We start from the raw sequence: 19,628 nt of genomic DNA on the forward strand, positions 1-19,628 counted from the left end.
ATCAAAATCGCAATCAAATTTTCGAAAAAGGGCATGCGCTCATTTTTTCATTTTATGTTTAAGAAATTGCCAACTTTACTAATCTAACAACTCATATAAACCTAATAATTAATTTGAGATCTAAACTGAAATATTTTAAATCGCAGAGCATTATCATATATAAATATCAAACTGAATTATTTATGGGTTATGATTCTGGGAAATTGTTCGTTTGAACGCAAAGTTAAGATTTCAGCACCATCATCGGTAACCAGAATGGTATGTTCATATTGTGCTGATAATCCATGATCTTTAGTTTTGACAGTCCAACCATCTTTCATCGTTCGTGTACGCCAGTCGCCAGTATTTACCATTGGCTCAATGGTGAATGTCATCCCTGATTGTAAAATTACACCTCCATCGTCAGCATTGTAATGAAGTACTTGCGGTTCATCATGATAAATTTCTCCAATACCGTGACCACAGTATTCACGTACACTTGAAAAACCAAAAGATTCAACATATTGTTGAATGGTTTTACCAATTTCACGTAATCGAACCCCTGGTCTTATAATTTTGATCGCTTCATAAAGACTATTTTGTGTCACTTCACACAATTTCTTCCCCGTTATGGTAGGTTTCCCTGCAATATACATTCTTGATGTATCACCATGGTAACCATCTTTAATAACAGTAACATCAATATTTAAGATATCGCCGTCTTTGATTTTTTTTTCAAAGCTCGGAATTCCATGACATACAACATCATTAATTGAAATACAGCTGGTATGTTGATAACCACTGTAACCAATATTTGCTGGAATTGCTTTTTGCACGTTAACGATATGTTCATAACATATTTGATCGAGTTCACCAGTTGAAATACCGGGTTTGACATAGGGTTCAATCATTTCGAGAACTTCGGCAGCTAATTTACCGGCAACTCGCATTTTCTCGATTTCTTCAGGAGTTTTTAATCTAATAGCCATAAGAATATCCTTATTTATAAATTGCCTACTATAGTAGCATAATTATTTCTCATCTTATAATAAACCGATTAAGCATCGTTTTCTTAAAAGTATAAGTCATTTTTTATCGGTATTATCGAGATAATAACCAATTTATCAAATTAATAGCATTATCTTCATCAAATCAATGACTAAGACAAAGCTTGAGCTTGTTGTTGACTGCGTCGAAATATCCATCGGTTTTCATCGGATAATTGTTTAACAAATTGATAACCACCAAGATTAAATGATTGTATATCCTTAATTTGCGATAGTTGATGCTTTATAATATAACGACTCATTAATCCACGAGCTTTTTTAGCATAAAAACTGATGATTTTATAATTTCCTTTACTTTCATCGAGAAAAATAGGTTCAATAATACGACAATGTAACTGCTTTGATTTAATTACTTTGAAATATTCATTGGAAGCAAGATTGATCATGCATTCAGTTGCCTCTAATTGTTGATTGAGAAGATCTGTAATGACATTATTCCAAAATTGATAAAGATTCTCATTGTGACCATTTTTCAGTTTAATTCCCATTTCTAAGCGATAAGCTTGAATTAAATCTAATGGTTTTAATAATCCATATAAACCAGATAATATTCGTAAATGTTTTTGGGCAAATGTCAAATCGTATGACGAAAAATCCTCTACGTTTAACCCTTCGTAAACATCCCCCTTAAAAGCTAATATTGCCTGCCTTGCATTTTTGAGTGTGGAATTAGCTTGCCAATTTTGAAAGCGCTGATAATTAAGTTCAGCTAATTTGGGGCTAATCTTCATCAATTTCGCTATTTCGCTTATTGTCAATTGTTGACAATATGCGATTAATTGTTGGGTATAATGCAATAATTCTGGTTGCGTATATTTTGACGTGATTAAGGGCGAATCATAATCAAGGGTTTTCGATGGTGAAAGTAAAATTAGCATAATTCTCAAATCGGTTGAATAAATTTATCAATATTATGCTATGTAATAACCAAAAATTTAACTAATTTTAGGAATAGATATTTTTTTATTCGTAATGCATAAAATTTGATAGTATTATGGATAAAAGTTAATATTTTTAAGGAGATGAATTATGAATCCGCGTAAAAAAGAAGCACATGAAATTAAATCTTGGGCAACAACACGTCAAACATCTATTGAAATAGCTGAAGCAATTTTTGAATTGGCCAACTATGATGAAACACTAGCTGAAAAAATTTGGGAAGAAGGTAGTGATGAAGTATTACCGCTGGCTTTTTCAAAAACAGATCAAGATCAATTGTTTTGGGGAGAACAAACCATTGAACGGAAAAATATTTAGTGATATTGACATTTCTCGGCACTAGTGCCGGTACAATAACAACAGAAAGGAATGTTTCAGCCTCACTATTGCAGCTTACTGCTCGATCAAATCGTTTATGGTTATTTGATTGTGGTGAAGGCACTCAGCATCAAATGCTGAAAGCTAAAATCAGTTTATCCAAGCTGGAGAAGATTTTCATAACCCATTTACATGGTGATCATATATTCGGTTTGCCCGGTTTATTGGCCAGCCGTTCTTTGAATCAGCATGCAATGCCTTTAACTATTTATGGTCCAAAAGGAATAAGACAATTTATTGAGATGACGCTTAATATTTCTTGTTCGATGATGACCTATCCCTTGCAAATTGTAGAGATTGAGCAAGCTACAACACTCTATAAAGATGAACAGGTAACGATTTATTGTGATGAATTAGCGCATCGAGTTCAGTGCTTTGGTTATCGTATTGAGGAAGCTGAACGGGCTCCCAAATTAGATATTGTTAAATTACAAACCGAAAATATACCAGTCGGATCTTTGTATGGTGAGCTAAAGAAAGGGAAAATCATCACTATGCCAGATGGTAAAATACTTGATGGTAAAAATTATTGGTTGGGGAAAAAACCTGGTTTTAAAATTGCTATTTTGGGCGATACGACGCCTTGTGATGCATCAATAAGATTAGCCAGTGAAGTTGATTTATTAGTGCATGAAGCAACTTTTAAGCACGAGTTACAAGAAAAGGCCCAATTAGTCGGTCATTCAACGACGGTTGATGCTGCTAATATTGCGAAAATATGTCAAGTGAAAAGACTGATCATTACGCATATTAGTACAAGGTATGGATTATCGGATAATGAGTCACTATTAGCCGAATGTCGACAAATCTTTCCTCAAACGGATATAGCGTATGATTTATTTCAAGTGAATCTAGTTTGAATTTAAAGATTACCCGTTGTTATATTTTGGGTAAATTGTTATAAAAGAAGATAATTAAACAAAATTGCTAAAAAAAAGTTGCACTTTTATGAAAAGCGAGTATTTTTAAATAGGTACTTATTTTAGTTATCAATAGTGTTGTATTAATAAATTTAAAGTATATAAAAACATAATTAATCAGTTAACAGACACCAAATTTTCATGAATTTATTTAGCTTTCTTATCGTCCTCATTAGCATTATTAGCGTGGTCATTGTACCGACGCGGGGGCGCTATTAAGTTAAAATGTCAGAACGACAATTTAAAACCCCCGCAAAGTTGCAGGGGTTTTTTTTATTAAGCAGATAATAAAACAGGGGATTGGAATAATGATGACAGGCGCACAATGGATCGTTCGATCATTAAAACAGCATAGTGTTAAAACCGTTTTTGGCTATCCTGGTGGTCAAATAATGCCTTTATATGATGCACTATATGATGGTGGTTTGGAGCATGTCTTATGTCGTCATGAGCAAGGAGCTGCATTTGCCGCCATTGGTTATGCAAGAGCAACTGGTGAAACTGGGGTCTGTATTGCAACATCGGGGCCGGGTGCAACAAATTTATTAACAGGGTTAGCCGATGCATTAGTTGATTCTGTACCAATAGTGGCGATTACCGGACAAGTTCCGTGTGCATTGATTGGTACGGATGCATTTCAAGAGGTCGATATGCTAGGTATGTCAATGGGCTGTACTAAGTATAGTTTCCTAGTTAATGATCCAACATCCTTACCCGATATCATTGAGCAAGCTTTTATTATCGCAAATTCGGGGCGTCCCGGCCCGGTACTGATTGATATACCTAAAGATATTCAATTAGCCAAGCATGATTATCAACATTATTGTCACAAGTCAATTTATCACCAACCTGTAACGCCAGCACAATCGATATCTAAATCCTCTTCACTTTCCTCTTCTGTATTACAAACCATTCAAACTGCAAATCAAATGATTGCTCAAGCTAAAAAACCGATGCTTTATATTGGTGGTGGTATTATTATGGCAAATGCAGTTGCTGAATTACGGCACTGGATAAAAGTTACAGCGTTACCGGCAGTATCTACCTTAAAGGGATTAGGGAGTCTTGATATAAATGAACCATGTTATTTAGGTATGGTTGGCATGCATGGTTTTAAATCGGCGAATCTTGCAGTACAAGAAAGTGATTTACTGATAGCGATAGGTGTGCGATTTGATGATCGCGTTACCGGTAATTTGAATCATTTTGCCAGCCAAGCCAAAGTGATTCATATCGATATTGACCCTGCTGAACTTGGTAAATTAAAGCAAGCTCACGTTGCCATTGCGGCTGATGCTAAAACGGTTTTACCGTTATTAAATTGTTCAATCGATATCACTGCTTGGCGAGAACGTATATTACAACTTAAATCGCTTTATCCAGCCCGATACGATCATCCAGGAAAAGGGATTTATGCACCATTATTGCTAAAACAGCTATCAGAAAAAATACTAGCACGTCATGCTGTGAAAACAATTGTTACCACTGATGTCGGTCAACATCAAATGTGGGCGGCGCAACATATGTTATTTAAACAACCAAATTCGTTTATTAGTTCTTGTGGATTAGGCACAATGGGGTTTGGTTTACCTGCTGCCATTGGTGCGCAAATGGCTCAACCGGATAGCTGTGTGATCTGCATTTCTGGTGATGGTTCTTTTATGATGAATGTTCAGGAGTTAACCACCATTAAACGTAAACATTTACCGGTCAAAATTGTGCTTATTGATAATTCACGCTTGGGAATGGTTCGTCAGTGGCAGCAACTCTTTTTTAATGAACGATACAGTGAAACGGATTTATCAGATAATCCCGATTTCATCACTTTAGCGCGTGCATTTGATATCCCTGGTATCACCATTTCTGAAAAAGAACAGGTTTTACCAGCTATCGATCAGCTATTATCTAGTAAAGGCGCATTTTTACTGCATGTAAAAATTGATGCAATGGAAAATGTCTGGCCATTAGTTCCACCCGGAGCTGCTAATCACGATATGTTAGACTCATTAAATAAGGAAGACGCTTAAGATGGAAAATTATGAATTAATCGTTAAAGCTTATGATAGACCAGGGACATTAGAGCGAATATTACGTGTTATTCGCCATCGAGGCGGAAATATTCAATCAATGAATATGAACGTTGCTTCATCGCAACAGCTTTTAATCACATTTAAATTCATTAATAGTAAAAACAAAACGCAAATAATCAATCAGCTACTTAAATTGGCTGATATTGTGGCAATTGATTAATCATAATCAATATAAAAATTAAACGATATATTTAAGTGACAAATTAGAGGGATAATAAAATGGCAACAACTGTAAAAGCGGATTATATTTGGTTTAATGGTGAAATGGTAAAATGGGGCGAAGCTAAAGTTCATGTTATGTCACATGCATTACATTACGGCACTTCTGTTTTTGAAGGAGTACGTTGTTATGACACCCTTAATGGTCCAGCTGTTTTTCGTCATCGTGAACATATGCAACGCTTACATGACTCAGCAAAAATCTATCGCATGCCAATGAGTTATTCAGTTGACGAATTAATGGCAGCAACACGTGAAACCTTAATTAAAAATCATTTAAATAGTGCATATATTCGACCATTAGTTTTTATTGGTGATGTGGGAATGGGGGTGAATCCGCCAGATGGATATAAAACAGATGTAATTATTGCCGCTTTTCCATGGGGGGCGTATTTAGGCGCTGAAGCATTAGAACAAGGGATTGATGCGATGGTATCTTCTTGGAATCGTTCAGCACCAAATACTATCCCGACCGCCGCAAAAGCTGGGGGCAACTATTTATCCTCTTTATTAGTTGGTAGTGAAGCGCGTCGTCATGGTTATCAAGAAGGGATAGCGCTTGATGTACATGGTTATGTTTCAGAGGGGGCAGGGGAAAATATCTTTATCGTGAAAAATAATATTCTTTTCACTCCAACCTTAACATCAGCTGCGTTACCGGGCATTACGCGTGATGCTATTCTAACTCTGGCGAAAGATCTTGGTATTGAAATCCGTGAACAAACACTCTCTCGTGAATCACTTTATCTGGCGGATGAAGTCTTCATGACTGGAACTGCAGCAGAAATCACACCAGTACGAAGTATTGATGGTATTCAAGTTGGAATTGGGCGCTGTGGACCGATCACCAAACAAATTCAACAAGCCTTCTTCGGATTATTCAATGGTACAACTGCTGATAAATACCACTGGCTTGATGCAGTAAAATAAAATCGATAGATAATAAATGCAGAATAAACATTCTGCATTAACTTATTAATTAAATAATTAGTAGCAAATCATATTAAAAAAGGAATTGGGAGCATTTTATGCCGAAGTATCGTTCTGCAACATCAGTAGAAGGTCGTAATATGGCTGGGGCACGCGCATTATGGCGTGCTACAGGCGTTAAAAATGAAGATTTTGGTAAACCGATTATAGCTGTTGTTAATTCATTCACTCAATTTGTACCCGGTCATGTACATTTGAAAGATATCGGCCAATTAGTTGTTCAACAAATAGAAGCTGCAGGCGGCATCGCCAAAGAGTTTAATACGATCGCGGTAGATGATGGAATTGCCATGGGGCATGGCGGAATGCTCTATTCATTACCTTCACGTGAGCTGATTGCCGATTCTGTCGAATATATGGTTAATGCACACTGTGCTGATGCCATGGTATGTATTTCCAACTGCGATAAAATTACTCCTGGTATGTTAATGGCTGCACTGCGTATTAATATTCCCGCTATATTTGTTTCCGGCGGACCGATGGAAGCAGGGAAAACCAAATTATCTGATCAAATCATCAAACTTGATTTAATCGATGCGATGATTCAAAGTGCTGATCCTACTGTAACGGATAGTGTCAGCCAACAAATCGAGGAAACGGCTTGCCCAACGTGTGGTTCCTGTTCAGGAATGTTTACGGCTAACTCAATGAACTGTTTAACGGAAGCCTTAGGCTTATCATTACCCGGTAATGGTTCATTAGTCGCAACCCACAAGCAACGTGAAGGGTTATTTAAAAAAGCTGCAGCGCATATTGTTGCGATAACTAAACGTTATTATGAACACGATGATGAATCAGTTTTACCACGTTCTATCGCAACCAAAGCTGCATATGAAAATGCCATGTCATTAGATATTGCGATGGGAGGCTCTACCAATACCGTATTGCATCTATTAGCTACCGCGCAAGAAGGCGAAATCGATTTTACCATGTCCGATATTGATCGCTTATCACGACGAGTACCCCATTTATGTAAAGTTGCGCCGAGCACGCAAAAATATCATATGGAGGATGTACATCGTGCTGGCGGTGTGGTTGGGATCATGGCAGAACTTGATCGCGCAGGGTTGCTAAATCGTAATGTCAGAAATGTGTTAGGCTTAACACTGCAACAAACGTTTGCACAATATGACATCATGCAAACGCAAGATGAAGAAGTAAAAAAGATGTATCGTAGTGGTCCAGCTGGTATTCGAACTACTAAAGCTTTTTCGCAAGATTGTTATTGGGATAGTTTAGATAATGATCGACAAAATGGCTGTATTCGCGATAAAGCACATGCTTATAGTCAAGATGGTGGTTTAGCGACGTTGTATGGCAATGTAGCGATCGATGGGGCTATTGTTAAAACAGCTGGTGTTGCTGCTGAAAACTTAGTATTTAGAGGGCCAGCTAAAGTGTTTGAAAGCCAAGAAGATGCGGTCAGTGCGATTTTAGGTGGTCGTATTGTTGAAGGTGATGTTGTCGTTATTATTTATGAAGGACCTAAAGGTGGTCCGGGTATGCAGGAAATGCTTTATCCAACCAGTTATCTAAAATCTATGGGATTAGGTAAAAAATGTGCCTTGATTACCGATGGACGTTTTTCGGGAGGCTCATCCGGCTTATCTATCGGCCATATATCCCCGGAAGCAGCAAATGGTGGGGTTATTGGGCTAGTTAAAGACGGCGATATTATTGATATTGATATTCCTAATCGTAAATTAATTCTTGATGTTCCTGAAACGGAATTGGAAATGCGTCGTGTTGCTGAACTAGCCAGAGGCGATAAAGCATGGACGCCACACAACCGCGCTCGTAAAGTATCTTATGCTTTAAAAGCTTATGCTAGCTTAGCGACCAGTGCGGATAAAGGCGCGGTTAGAGATAAAAGTAAACTAGCTGGTTAAGGCAGGTAATATAATGAAACGACAGATGACAGGTGCACAGTACTTGCAGGCAACGCTCTGTTCTGCAGTTTATGATGTTGCAACCGTGACGCCATTAGAGGAAATGGAAAAGATCTCGCAACGAGTTGGTAATCGTGTGTTTGTAAAACGTGAAGATCGTCAGGTAGTACATAGTTTTAAAATTCGTGGCGCTCAAGCGATGATTGCGAGTCTCAATGATCAACAGAAAAAGTGTGGTGTCATTGCGGCTTCCGCCGGAAATCATGCTCAAGGTGTCGCTTTATCAGCAACTAAATTGGGTATCAATTCTTTAATCGTTATGCCAATGACAACCCCTGATATTAAAGTGGAGGCAGTTAAAGGATTTGGTGGAGAAGTGTTGCTCTATGGTGCTAATTTTGACGAAGCAAAAAATAAAGCTATTGAGCTTGCCGCCGAGCAGAATCGGACTTTTATTCCTCCCTTTGATCATCCCTTGGTGATTGCTGGTCAAGGTAGTATCGCAATGGAGTTACTGCAACAAAATGCCAAACTCGATCGTATCTTTGTGCCGGTTGGTGGTGGTGGATTGGCTGCGGGTATCGCAGTGCTGATTAAACAAATATTACCATCCATCAAAGTGATTGCTGTTGAAGCGAAAGATTCAGCCTGTTTAAAAGCAGCATTAGATGCAGGACATCCGGTCGATTTGAATCGAGTTGGTTTATTTGCCGAAGGGGTAGCCGTAAAACGCATAGGCGATGAAACATTTCGTCTATGTCAGCAATATATTGATGATATTGTATTAGTGGATAGTGATGAAATTTGCGCGGCAGTTAAAGATTTGTTTGATGATATCAGAGCGGTTGCTGAACCTTCTGGTGCTTTAGCATTAGCCGGTATGAAAAAGTATATTGAACAGCACAATATTCGTGGTGAGAATCTTGCACATATTTTATCTGGTGCAAATCTTAATTTCCATACCTTACGTTATGTTTCTGAACGGTGTGAATTAGGTGAAAAGAAAGAGGCGTTGTTTGCTGTGACCATTCCCGAAGAAAAAGGGAGCTTCTTAAAATTCTGTCAATTGTTAGGTGGTCGTTCTGTAACTGAGTTCAACTATCGTTATCATGATGATAAAAATGCCTGTATTTTTGTTGGGGTACGTATTACTAATGGCGATATTGAAAAAGAAGAGCTGATTCAAGAATTGACTGCCGGTGGTTATCAGATTTTTGATTTGTCTGATGATGAAATGGCTAAGTTACATGTGCGTTATATGATAGGTGGTAAACCGTGTAAAACTTTAAAAGAACAGGTTTATAGCTTTGAATTCCCAGAATCAACTGGGGCATTGTTAAAATTCTTGCAAACATTGGGTACAAATTGGAATATTTCTTTATTCCATTATCGTAGTCATGGTACGGATTATGGTCGCGTGCTTGCCGCTTTTGAAATCGAGGCTCATAATCAGGCCTTTGAAACTCATTTAGCTGAACTTAATTATGACTATCATAATGAAAGTGAAAATCCGTCATTAAAATATTTTTTAACGGATTAGTTGGCTATGATGGCTTAAAAATATTGAAAGTTCTGGCAGAGAGGGATTACCTAAGTTATCCCTCATTTAACATATGAGTTGTCTTCATATATTTTCCTCACACTTTATTATAGTAAAAATGCAATGCTCCAGATGCATAACTACAAAATAATCATGTAAAATGATAAGGTTATTTTGATTCATTAAGGTTTTTATTGTTTCTGATAAACTGATCTATCTGAATTTAACAAGATTTAATTAAAAATACTTCACGCCCTTAATTTAATAGATAATGTCCCTTTAATGAGCATTTAACAATCCGTTACAGATATAGTAACAATATTTCATCATAATTTTTATTTACAAAACTAGCGATTTTATTTTATTTCTGTATAATAAGCGCACCCACGTTACGGCGATGTTTTCCCAACATTGTCTTTTAGTTTAACTTCACTGCATTCATGACTCGAAGGGGTTGATGGTAAAGTGAATAAAACATAAGTGTAAATAAATTGATTGTATTAACAATGATTTATTGACGTGAGATTAATTTAAAAATATTGGGTAAATTACTAATGAGTACTTTTTCAGCTAAACCAGAAACAGTAAAACGCGACTGGTATGTTGTTGATGCGGCTGGTAAAACACTAGGTCGTCTTGCAACTGAAATCGCTAGCCGTCTTCGCGGTAAGCACAAAGCAGAATATACACCACATGTTGATACAGGTGATTACATTATCGTTATTAATGCGGAAAAAGTTGCTGTAACTGGCAAAAAACGCACTGATAAAATGTATTATCGTCATACTGGTTATATCGGTGGTATCAAGGATGCAACTTTCAAAGAAATGATTGAACGTCATCCTGAACAAGTTATCGAGATTGCTGTTAAAGGCATGTTACCGAAAGGTCCTCTTGGTCGTGCAATGTACCGTAAACTAAAAGTTTATGCAGGTAATGAGCACAATCATGCGGCACAACAACCGCAAGTATTAGATATTTAAGGGGATAAAAGATGGCTGATAATCAATATTACGGTACAGGTCGCCGCAAAAGTTCTTCTGCTCGTGTTTTCATTAGACCAGGCAGCGGTAACATTATAATTAATAAACGTTCTTTAGAGCAATACTTTGGTCGTGATACTGCACGTATGGTTGTAATGCAACCATTAGAGTTAGTAGAAATGACAGACAAGTTTGACCTTTACATCACAGTAAAAGGTGGTGGTATTTCTGGTCAAGCAGGTGCTATTCGTCACGGTATTACTCGTGCATTGATGGAATATGATGAGACTTTACGTTCTCCACTACGTCAAGCTGGCTTTGTAACGCGTGATGCGCGTGAAGTTGAACGTAAGAAAGTTGGTCTACGCAAAGCGCGTCGTCGTCCGCAATTCTCTAAACGTTAAAGTGCGACAAGTTGCACTTGTATTCTTGTTTTTTTATGGATTTTTTCTGTATTTTACAAGATACCAAAGAAAGAAGTTGTCCTACGGGGCAACCTCTTTTTTATATTTAGAATAATAATCATTAAAAATCAACTAGAGCTATCAAATATATAAATTATGTTATATTCGTTAGTTTACGAGTTGATGATACCCACCTTCATGAGGCAGTTCTTCTTCAAAGTGACATGATGCGACTATTTGATATTGTTCTGTCTACAAGTAAGTTAATAATTGTTCAATAAATGCCTTACATTGCAATTCTTTTGCTTCATCAACAAGATCTATCTCTATAAAATAGTGATAAAAAATCCATCAGGAAAATCTTGAGCATTGGTTTCATTAAATTCTTTATTGTATTGTTTATCAATAGTAAAAATATCATTGCTTATATGATTTAATTTACTCTTCAATAAATTGCTGAGCTCTGTAATAGGTACCAGTCCAGACCAGGCAATCACATCTTCCCCGAGTGTGGTGACTTCTTTATCGGTTAACATCCGACTGATGTCAGCTGCAATATTATCACTACCAAATTATCACATGAATAAATCCTAGGGCAACAGCAGTACCCGTGCCGAACGATGCGCCTTCAATGGTGCCTGCAACGGCTAACGTTAATATGCCTCTTGCAACTTGCATACCACCTAATTGATTTATGTTTGGAGTTAAAATTAATAAAAATCTTCTTGTTTGAGTTGCTTTCCTGTTGCTACAACCTCACCTTTATCAAAATACAAAAGATACTCTTCATCATAAAGCTTCACCGCATATCCATAAAGAAACCCATCTTCTTCACTAGCCCCCATTATCCCTCCTTTTTTTCCAACATATTTCTCATTTTTTTTATTATTACTGGGTAATATTTCAACCTCTTGATAAAAATTAATCTTGTTCTCCATAAATATTTTCCTCAATCATTATTTATGTGTTATTTTTCCATCTAAAGATACATTTAGATGCGAACCATCTTTTGTCGCCCAACTCAACTGAATTCTACCTTTAGGCGATAATTGAACATCCCACTCAAATTCCTGCCCTGTCGTTCGAGATGGACCTTTTACCCATTCATTACCAAATTTATCAAGATAACCATTTCTAGGTCCTTTAGACAATGGATTATTCGCTGAATAATTGCTATCAGGTATAAAACGGATTTTCCCAGTGGTGGGTAATTTAGCATATTTCAATCGTTGAGCAATAGTCCATGGTTTAGCCGCTCCCATAGAGCCAAAAGGATTAAAAGTCGGTTCTTTTAATTCAACTACATGCCGTTGTTTTCTACTATTTTTAGATAGCTTCTCAACATAGACTCTGATATCTCGAATAAATGAGGGCTTTTTCCCTAGCTGAGTGACGTATTTAATTGATACAATATTGTGCGCAGCTGAGGGGACCTTACTCAGCAGCATCGTTTTACTACCTAGCGCTAAATCAACCAGTCCATAAGTAATGCCTTCATAGCCTTTAGGCACCAGTCCAGACCAGGCAATCACATCTTCTCCGAGTGTGGTGACTTCTTTATCGGTTAACATCCGACTGATGCCAGCTGCAATATTATCACTACCAATAAATCCTAGGGCAATGGCAACAGCAGTACCCGTGCCGAACGATGCGCCTTCAATGGTGCCTGCAACGGTTAACGTTAATATGCCTCCTGCAACTTGCATACCACCTAATTGATTTATGTTTGGAGTTAAAATTAATAAAAATCTTCCCGTTTAAATTGTTTGCCTGTTGGTTTTAAGCAATTTGGATTTAAGCAAATACCACTTTCGCCATCTATTAAAGTAATTGCATAACTATAAATCATTCCATTCTCTTCACTTACTCCCATCACAATACCTTTTTTACCGACATATTCGGAGTGTTCGCAATTAGGAAGAACCTCTACTTCTTCATAAAAATTGAATTTTTGTGTCATACTTACATCCTATTTATGTGTTATTTTGCCATCTAAAGAGACATTCAGATGTTTATCATCCCGAGATGCCCAACCAAGTTGTTTCGTTCCTAATTTGGATAACTGAACGTCCCACTCAAACTCTTGCCTGCTGTTCTTGATGGACCTTTAACCCATTCATTATCAAAATTATCTAAATAACCATTATTTGGACCCTTATGGAGAGGTTCATTAGGTTTATAGTTTTTTCTAGGAATAAATCTTATCTTCCCTAAAGTCGGTAATTTAGCATATTTCAATCGTTGAGCAATAGTCTATGGTTTAGCCGCTCCCATAGAGCCAAAAGGATTAAAAGTCGGTTCTTTTAGTTCAACATGTAGCAACACCTTGACCTGTATTATTGATGTTATGTACGTCAATATTACTAAAGTATTCATCAATAAATGACACCTCTACGGCGCTGGTTTCCAGTTGCTAATCATCAATGTGCGCCCACTTTTGCGGAATTTTGATATCAGTCAGTCCGTCTGGATTAAACCGACCTACAAAGCGATAACCTTGGTTCACGGAAGTAATCGCATATTTATGGTCTTTTTGGAACTCAAGATAAAAACCTTCGGATGATTTCAGTTCTATATAACCATAATCAAGTTGAGTGACATTAAGTTGATATTCACGTCGCGTTTCCATATGCCGAATCATTCCCGGCTCGCGCAGGTGTTTTAGCAGTTTAATGGCATTAAGATAGAGCGATGCAATATCCGTCAGTTGGTCATCCGCCGTAGCCTGTTTTACCTGATTAACTAAAACTGATTCCGCATCGTTATCACCACCACTGCCATCCATCACAACTGGAATGCCTAAATAGTGGCTGGCGGTTTGAGATAACGCATCACTGTGATACGCATAAGTATGGCTTGTCCTGACCTTCACTGTGGCGAATCTCATGCAGGTTTTTTAGGTTTGAAGAAAATAAAACTTTTTCTGTGATATAGAATTATTATATAAAAATACCGATGTGTTATTCAAAAATAATTTTCATCTTAGTATTTTTTGCATAATTTTCGATATCTTTGATTATCTGCTGTTTTTTTTCGTCGTTTATTATTTCACCAGAATAAGGAGGCTCCCATATTGTTATGCTATTTTTATCAGCATAAAAACCACCGATAACTAATTCTCCAGTTATTATTATTTCGTGGCTGTCATCAAATAAAATTCTAATATAATGATTCGTTCCAGTTATTTTCATCCTTTACCTCTTACAAATACTATTTTCTCAATTTTAGTTTTTGGATCTATTGTTATTATTTGAGTAACGTTCTCGTTATTTTTTAATCTAGGTAGTTCTATATTTTCCCAAATGTTTCCAGGACGTAAATGGGTACCTACAACAGCCTTAACTTCTCCGGAAACCTGTATTGCATAAACTTCGGAAACTTCCTCCCAAGCTTTTATGGATAAAGGGTCATTTAAGTTCCACTCAGGTATATTTATATTTTTCTTCTTTATCAGTAATTCTAAAGTAGTTCCAGATTTTGATTTAGCAATTTGTTCTGCTACAACAGCTCCACCAATGTTTTCTGTTTTACCCGACCAAAAAAACGCTGAATTTGGTTCGGTTTTTAATATAGAATAAATTTCTTTTGTGACAAACTCATATTTTTTATAATTTATAACATGCCGTTGTTTTCTACTATTTTTAGATAGCTTCTCAACATAGACTCTGATATCTCGAATAAATGAGGGCTTTTTCTCTGCCTGAGTGACGTATTTAATTGATACAATATTGTGCGAGGCTGAGGGGACCTTACTCAGCAGCATCGTTTTACTACCTAGCGCTAAATCAACCAGTCCATAAGCAATGCCTTCATAGCCTTTAGGTACCAGTCCTGACCAGGCAATCACATCTTCCCCGAGCGTGGTGACGTCTTTATCGGTTAACATCCGACTGACGCCAGCTGCAATATTATCACTACCAATAAATCCTAGGGCAATGGCAACAGCAGTACCCGTGCCGAACGATGCGCCTTCAATGGTGCCTGCAACGGCTAACGTTAATATGCCTCCTGCAACTTGCATAACACCTAAAATCTGATTTTCATATTTTATACAAGTCGATTTAATTTCATCGCCGTAAAGATAACCCGATATGCCACCAATTAGCATACCATTTGCTCCAAAAAAGCTACCTGTAGCAACACCTTGACCTGCATTATTGATGTTATGTACGTCAATATTACTAAAGTATTCATCAATAAATGATACCTCTACGGCGCTGGTTTCCAGCCGCCAATCATCAATGTGCGCCCACTTTTGCGGAATTTTGATATCAGTCAGTCCGTCTGGATTAAACCGACCTACAAAGCGATAACCTTGGTTCACGGAAGTAATCGCATATTTATGGTCTTTGTGGAACTCAAGATAAAAACCTTCTGCTTGCTGCAACTCAATGTATTGATAGTTAAGTTTTGTTGCCTTTAATCGATATTCACGTCGGGTCTGTACATGCTTAATCAGTCCGGGTTCACGTAAATGTTTTAACAGTTTGATGGCATTGAAATAAAGGCTCTGAATATCCGTCAGTTCATCAGCTTGTAGATCGTGGCTAATTTGCTGTTTGAGTTTTGTTTCATAGTCGTTATCATCCCCAGTGCCGTCAAGCACTAAAGGTCTACTTAAAAATTCACCGGCAATTTTAGCAAGTTTGTCACTGTGGTAAGCGAAATCGCTTTTATCATAACCGTCACTGTGACGAATGTTATGTAGTGCTTTGATGGCTTGTTTGAGTAATCCGGGGTCAGTAATCGCACCTTCACTCTCGTTATACCCTAGATCACCGATACGCTCGGTGGCGGTAATAAAGTGGGTTTGGTTTAGTACTAACACCACTTGATAAAATAGGGCGCCAATGCGTTCATCGGGTCGAAATAGGCTTTTATTATCAAGTTTTTTAATCGATGAGTAATGTTGCGGTGAAAAGCCATAGTTTATCGTGCTGGCTAATGCCTCATCTTGCTCAACGGTAAACGGCGAATTACCTGAGCCTAGCAAAGAACTCAATTCATCTAGCCATTGCTGTGCTAGCTTTTTAACTCGTAGTTGTTTTTCACCGCGTAGTGTTAAATCGGTTTCACCTTGGTTACCGCCAATTAACAAATGCACTTTCGGTAGTACTTCACTAACCGAAAAGGTATCACCATGCCTTAAAAAGATGTTGTTAGGACTAGTCTGCACTTTGGTAATCGTTTGCTGGCTATCCCCACCATCACGAATATCCATCAGTTCAGGCTGATGATTAACCAAATTAACCACTAACCAACTGTTATCTGGTTCATAATAGGGCTCTTTTTTGATAACAGGAAGAGGAACGTTAGAGAGCTGACTAGTGGATGATTCAACATAATGGCTACTTTGTGGCGGCAGTTCAATCAGTATCGCGGTTTCTGTAAACAAGGCTGTTTTTAATACTTCGGATACTTTATTGGGAATTTTATGATAGTAACTTTGATAAGGTAATCCTAGTTGTTGTAATACCGCATAGAAGTCTTTGCAAATCTCTGACTCTGCGACTAGTCGTTTAACAATGTCATCATAGCCCGTATCATAAAAGTGCTTAATGCGTTTGGGTTTAGGTAAATATCCTTGACCTGCCTCTCGGGCTAATTGATAGGCTTCTTGTTGCTGTTGCCATGATTTGACTGACAGTAATTGATAAACATACATGTTTCGCTATTCCATTGGCTGATTCGTTTTTATTGTTATTGCTTTTTTAATGATGCTTTAGGTAATCGTTTTATTATTTTATGCAAAACAGCATAAGCATAGCATGCTCCGGCGCTACGGCAAATGGAAATGCTGAGTATAGGATTTGATAATCGCATCTGATTATGATTTATCCTTTGTTGTTTATTGATATCATCAATTAAATAGTCATTAATCTGAGATTAATCTCAATTGATTCTTACGTTTTGTGCTAGTCTATCCATAGTTTGATTAATAGCGTATTTATTCCCACTGTATTTTGACAAAGAGTAGCAAGATGTTTTCACCAGCTAACGAAACCGCTTTTCACTTCAGCGTAGAAGGACTGGAAAATGATGTGCCATCATTTTAATGGACAGTTTATTTTCAAATTGAACAGGTGATAAATGATTGAAATGTGAATGTTTTCTTATCTGGTTATAGTAAGCTTTGATATATTACAATATCATTGATTTTTTGATACCTCAAATATATCAAATAATCGTTGTTTCGGTAAACCATGTTGATTTCTAATATATGCGTAATTTGCTATTTCAGGCTTGCGAAGTACCGTACGGTTTTTTTAGAATTTCAATCTTTTTTAAGTAAATCAAGCGCTTTTTTCATTGCTTTATTTTTGCCGCTTTAGTGATTGCTAATCTGGTTTGTTATTCATTTTTATCGCTTTCAGTGTGGGTATATTTTTTCATTTGATACATCTAATTACAAAAGGTTTTGTAATTTATACCTAAATCATCAGAGACGCCTTTCTGATATTAAACAGTCTCTGCTAAAATGGAGGCAGATCAATTTGCACGTATATTTCTTTAAGGAAGCACAATAATAATGTTGTGTTCTTATCTGACTTGTCATCGTACAGAATCAAAAACCCGATTTATATCGGGTTTTTTTATATCTTGTTACCTGTGCCAATGAAGTTTTTGCTAAACTAATATCAATATAGCGGAGATTTTAATTATGTGAAATTATCAGGCAAATTATTCCAAGAACAAAACAGTTTTACTGGATAAATTAAATTACCCGCGAAAATTGCTGTTGGCGAGCAATATTACGCATATAGATATCAAAACACATGCAGATATTACGGATTAATAGTTGTCCTTTCGCTAACACGTTTATCATATTAGGTTGATTGATTAGTAATCCATCGTGAATAAGTGGCGAAAGTAGCTGTAAATCTTCAGCAAAATATTTATCAAAGCTAATTTGATATTTATCTTCAATCTGCGTTTTATCTAAATAAAAGTGGCAAATTAATTGTTTAATCACATCACGACGAATTTTATCATCTAAACTTAAAGTAAAACCTTTCCATAATGCATTACCTGATTGATGCACATTAGTTATATAACTATTTAAATCTTTTTGATTTTGCGCATAACTATCGCCTAACATGCTAATTGCTGACACGCCTAATCCTAATAAATCAGCATCGCCTTGGGTAGTATAGCCTTGGAAGTTACGATGAAGTTTGCCTTCCTTTTGGGCAATGGCGAGTTCATCGCTTGGTTTAGCAAAGTGATCCATACCAATAAAGGTATACCCAGATTGTGTTAGCTGGGTAATACTGCTGTGTAGGATTTTTAATTTCTCAATAGGATTTGGTAAATCGGTATCTTTAATTTTACGTTGAGCTGCAAAACGAGTTGGTAAATGGGCATAATTAAATATACTTAATCGATCAGGAGACAATCCAATAACTTTATTCAATGTATGCTCAAAACTTGCTACCGTTTGTTTGGGTAAACCATAAATTAGATCCAAACTAATTGATGTAAAATGGTTTTTTCTGGCTTGGTAAATGAGATCGGCAATTAACTTTTCATCTTGTTGACGATTAATTAACGTTTGGATTTCATGATTAAAGTCTTGAATTCCCATACTTAACCGATTGAAGCCAACCGCAGCTAAATGATCGATGGTCGCAATCGTAATCTCTCTAGGATCGATTTCGATTGACTGCTCTACCGTTGCTGCAAACTGAAAATTTTCTTTTAATAATTTGATTAACCAGCTAATTTCATCATTATTAAGATAGGTCGGTGTCCCGCCACCCCAATGGATTTGGCTAACAATCCTATGCTTAAATAAAGGTGCGCGGTGATAAATCTCTCGTTCTAATGCCTCAAGATATTTCGCCACTTTATGATGTTGGCGAGTAACCATTTTATTACAACCACAAAAATAACAAAGCTTATGACAAAACGGGATATGGACATAAATAGATAAAGGATTATCGGGATATAATGTTGCAGAGTCAAGAAAATCTTGTTGACTAAACTGTTCATTAAATTCTAATGCAGTTGGATAAGAAGTATATCTTGGTCCTGAATAATTATATTTTTCGATTAAACTTTGATCCCAAATATTTGAGACCTTATTTATTTGTTTTGCCATTGTGTTTAAAATCATTGTGATTAGTAGAGAATCTCGATTTTTTGGTTAATATCTTATTGATTTTGCTTGTTTTTATTAGGTGGAATAATAAACAACAGGCTAAACCAAAATAGAGACTAAGCATTATTA

The 19,628-nt window shown here is 36.7% G+C and carries 20 protein-coding genes and 1 pseudogene; 9 read left to right on the forward strand and 12 right to left on the reverse strand.

The features are described from left to right. Positions 1-176: 176 nt before the first annotated feature. Entirely contained in the window at positions 177-968 is a 792-nt protein-coding gene (map, locus tag JMI89_RS06070) for a type I methionyl aminopeptidase (RefSeq protein WP_187754650.1), read from the reverse strand. Between the two features lie 170 nt (positions 969-1,138). Beyond that, positions 1,139-1,924, reverse strand: coding sequence for a peroxide stress protein YaaA (gene yaaA / locus JMI89_RS06075; protein WP_220679566.1), 786 nt, complete (start codon positions 1,922-1,924; stop codon positions 1,139-1,141). Positions 1,925-2,075: 151 nt separating this feature from the next. Between yaaA and JMI89_RS06080 the strand changes: the two genes are divergently transcribed. From JMI89_RS06080 to rpsI, 9 genes are all read left to right on the forward strand, one after another. After that, positions 2,076-2,303, forward strand: a complete 228-nt coding sequence (locus tag JMI89_RS06080; protein ID WP_187754652.1) for a YccJ family protein — start codon at positions 2,076-2,078, stop codon at positions 2,301-2,303. Continuing rightward, positions 2,303-3,223, forward strand: coding sequence for a ribonuclease Z (rnz, locus tag JMI89_RS06085; protein ID WP_220679567.1), 921 nt, complete (start codon positions 2,303-2,305; stop codon positions 3,221-3,223). The genes JMI89_RS06080 and rnz overlap by 1 nt, the downstream gene beginning before the upstream one ends. A gap of 371 nt (positions 3,224-3,594) precedes the next feature. After that, positions 3,595-5,310, forward strand: coding sequence for an acetolactate synthase 2 catalytic subunit (ilvG, locus tag JMI89_RS06090; protein WP_220679788.1), 1,716 nt, complete (start codon positions 3,595-3,597; stop codon positions 5,308-5,310). Between the two features lies 1 nt (position 5,311). After that, positions 5,312-5,533 (forward strand): ACT domain-containing protein, encoded by a 222-nt coding sequence (locus JMI89_RS06095; RefSeq protein ID WP_187754654.1) that lies wholly within the window; start codon positions 5,312-5,314, stop codon positions 5,531-5,533. Positions 5,534-5,592: 59 nt separating this feature from the next. After that, a complete protein-coding gene (locus JMI89_RS06100; protein WP_220679568.1) occupies positions 5,593-6,522 on the forward strand; it encodes a branched-chain amino acid transaminase in 930 nt (309 codons plus the stop codon). A 98-nt stretch (positions 6,523-6,620) separates the two neighbouring features. Beyond that, entirely contained in the window at positions 6,621-8,471 is a 1,851-nt protein-coding gene (ilvD, locus tag JMI89_RS06105; protein WP_220679569.1) for a dihydroxy-acid dehydratase, read from the forward strand. Between the two features lie 13 nt (positions 8,472-8,484). Then, entirely contained in the window at positions 8,485-10,011 is a 1,527-nt protein-coding gene (ilvA, locus tag JMI89_RS06110; protein WP_187754657.1) for a threonine ammonia-lyase, biosynthetic, read from the forward strand. Between the two features lie 554 nt (positions 10,012-10,565). Continuing rightward, the gene (rplM, locus tag JMI89_RS06115) at positions 10,566-10,994 is read left to right on the forward strand and encodes a 50S ribosomal protein L13 (protein WP_187754658.1); all 429 of its coding nucleotides are present in this window, start codon (positions 10,566-10,568) and stop codon (positions 10,992-10,994) included. A gap of 11 nt (positions 10,995-11,005) precedes the next feature. After that, complete coding sequence (rpsI, locus tag JMI89_RS06120) at positions 11,006-11,398, forward strand: 30S ribosomal protein S9 (RefSeq protein ID WP_187754659.1); 393 nt, start codon at positions 11,006-11,008, stop codon at positions 11,396-11,398. Between the two features lie 326 nt (positions 11,399-11,724). On the opposite strand, the gene JMI89_RS06125 is transcribed toward rpsI, so the two are convergent. The 10 genes and pseudogenes from JMI89_RS06125 to hemN form a co-directional block, all read right to left on the reverse strand. Beyond that, positions 11,725-11,934: a hypothetical protein gene (locus JMI89_RS06125; RefSeq protein ID WP_220679570.1), complete on the reverse strand. Its 210-nt coding sequence runs from the start codon at positions 11,932-11,934 to the stop codon at positions 11,725-11,727. Between the two features lie 174 nt (positions 11,935-12,108). Continuing rightward, positions 12,109-12,336, reverse strand: coding sequence for an Imm31 family immunity protein (locus tag JMI89_RS06130; protein ID WP_220679571.1), 228 nt, complete (start codon positions 12,334-12,336; stop codon positions 12,109-12,111). Positions 12,337-12,354: 18 nt separating this feature from the next. Beyond that, positions 12,355-13,104 carry a polymorphic toxin type 17 domain-containing protein gene (locus JMI89_RS06135; protein ID WP_220679572.1) on the reverse strand — a complete coding sequence of 250 codons (750 nt, stop codon included), beginning with the start codon at positions 13,102-13,104 and terminating at the stop codon, positions 12,355-12,357. A 32-nt stretch (positions 13,105-13,136) separates the two neighbouring features. Beyond that, on the reverse strand, positions 13,137-13,358 hold the full coding sequence (gene imm31 / locus JMI89_RS06140; protein ID WP_220679573.1) for an Imm31 family immunity protein: 222 nt from the start codon (positions 13,356-13,358) through the stop codon (positions 13,137-13,139). Between the two features lie 9 nt (positions 13,359-13,367). Next, positions 13,368-13,636: pseudogene (locus JMI89_RS12020) on the reverse strand (polymorphic toxin type 17 domain-containing protein). Positions 13,637-13,811: 175 nt separating this feature from the next. Then, a complete protein-coding gene (locus JMI89_RS06155; RefSeq protein ID WP_220679575.1) occupies positions 13,812-14,285 on the reverse strand; it encodes a hypothetical protein in 474 nt (157 codons plus the stop codon). Between the two features lie 73 nt (positions 14,286-14,358). Then, a complete protein-coding gene (locus tag JMI89_RS06160; RefSeq protein WP_220679576.1) occupies positions 14,359-14,589 on the reverse strand; it encodes an Imm74 family immunity protein in 231 nt (76 codons plus the stop codon). Then, a complete protein-coding gene (locus JMI89_RS06165; protein WP_220679577.1) occupies positions 14,586-17,063 on the reverse strand; it encodes a hypothetical protein in 2,478 nt (825 codons plus the stop codon). Before JMI89_RS06165 ends, JMI89_RS06160 begins: the two co-directional genes overlap by 4 nt. Before the next feature lie 350 nt (positions 17,064-17,413). Next, on the reverse strand, positions 17,414-17,536 hold the full coding sequence (locus JMI89_RS12025) for an IS3 family transposase (protein WP_370633727.1): 123 nt from the start codon (positions 17,534-17,536) through the stop codon (positions 17,414-17,416). Positions 17,537-18,113: 577 nt separating this feature from the next. Continuing rightward, complete coding sequence (gene hemN, locus JMI89_RS06170) at positions 18,114-19,499, reverse strand: oxygen-independent coproporphyrinogen III oxidase (protein WP_220679578.1); 1,386 nt, start codon at positions 19,497-19,499, stop codon at positions 18,114-18,116. Positions 19,500-19,628 lie beyond the last annotated feature (129 nt).

It is taken from the genome of Frischella sp. Ac48 (assembly GCF_019641635.1).
Taxonomy (GTDB): Bacteria; Pseudomonadota; Gammaproteobacteria; order Enterobacterales; family Orbaceae; genus Frischella; species Frischella japonica.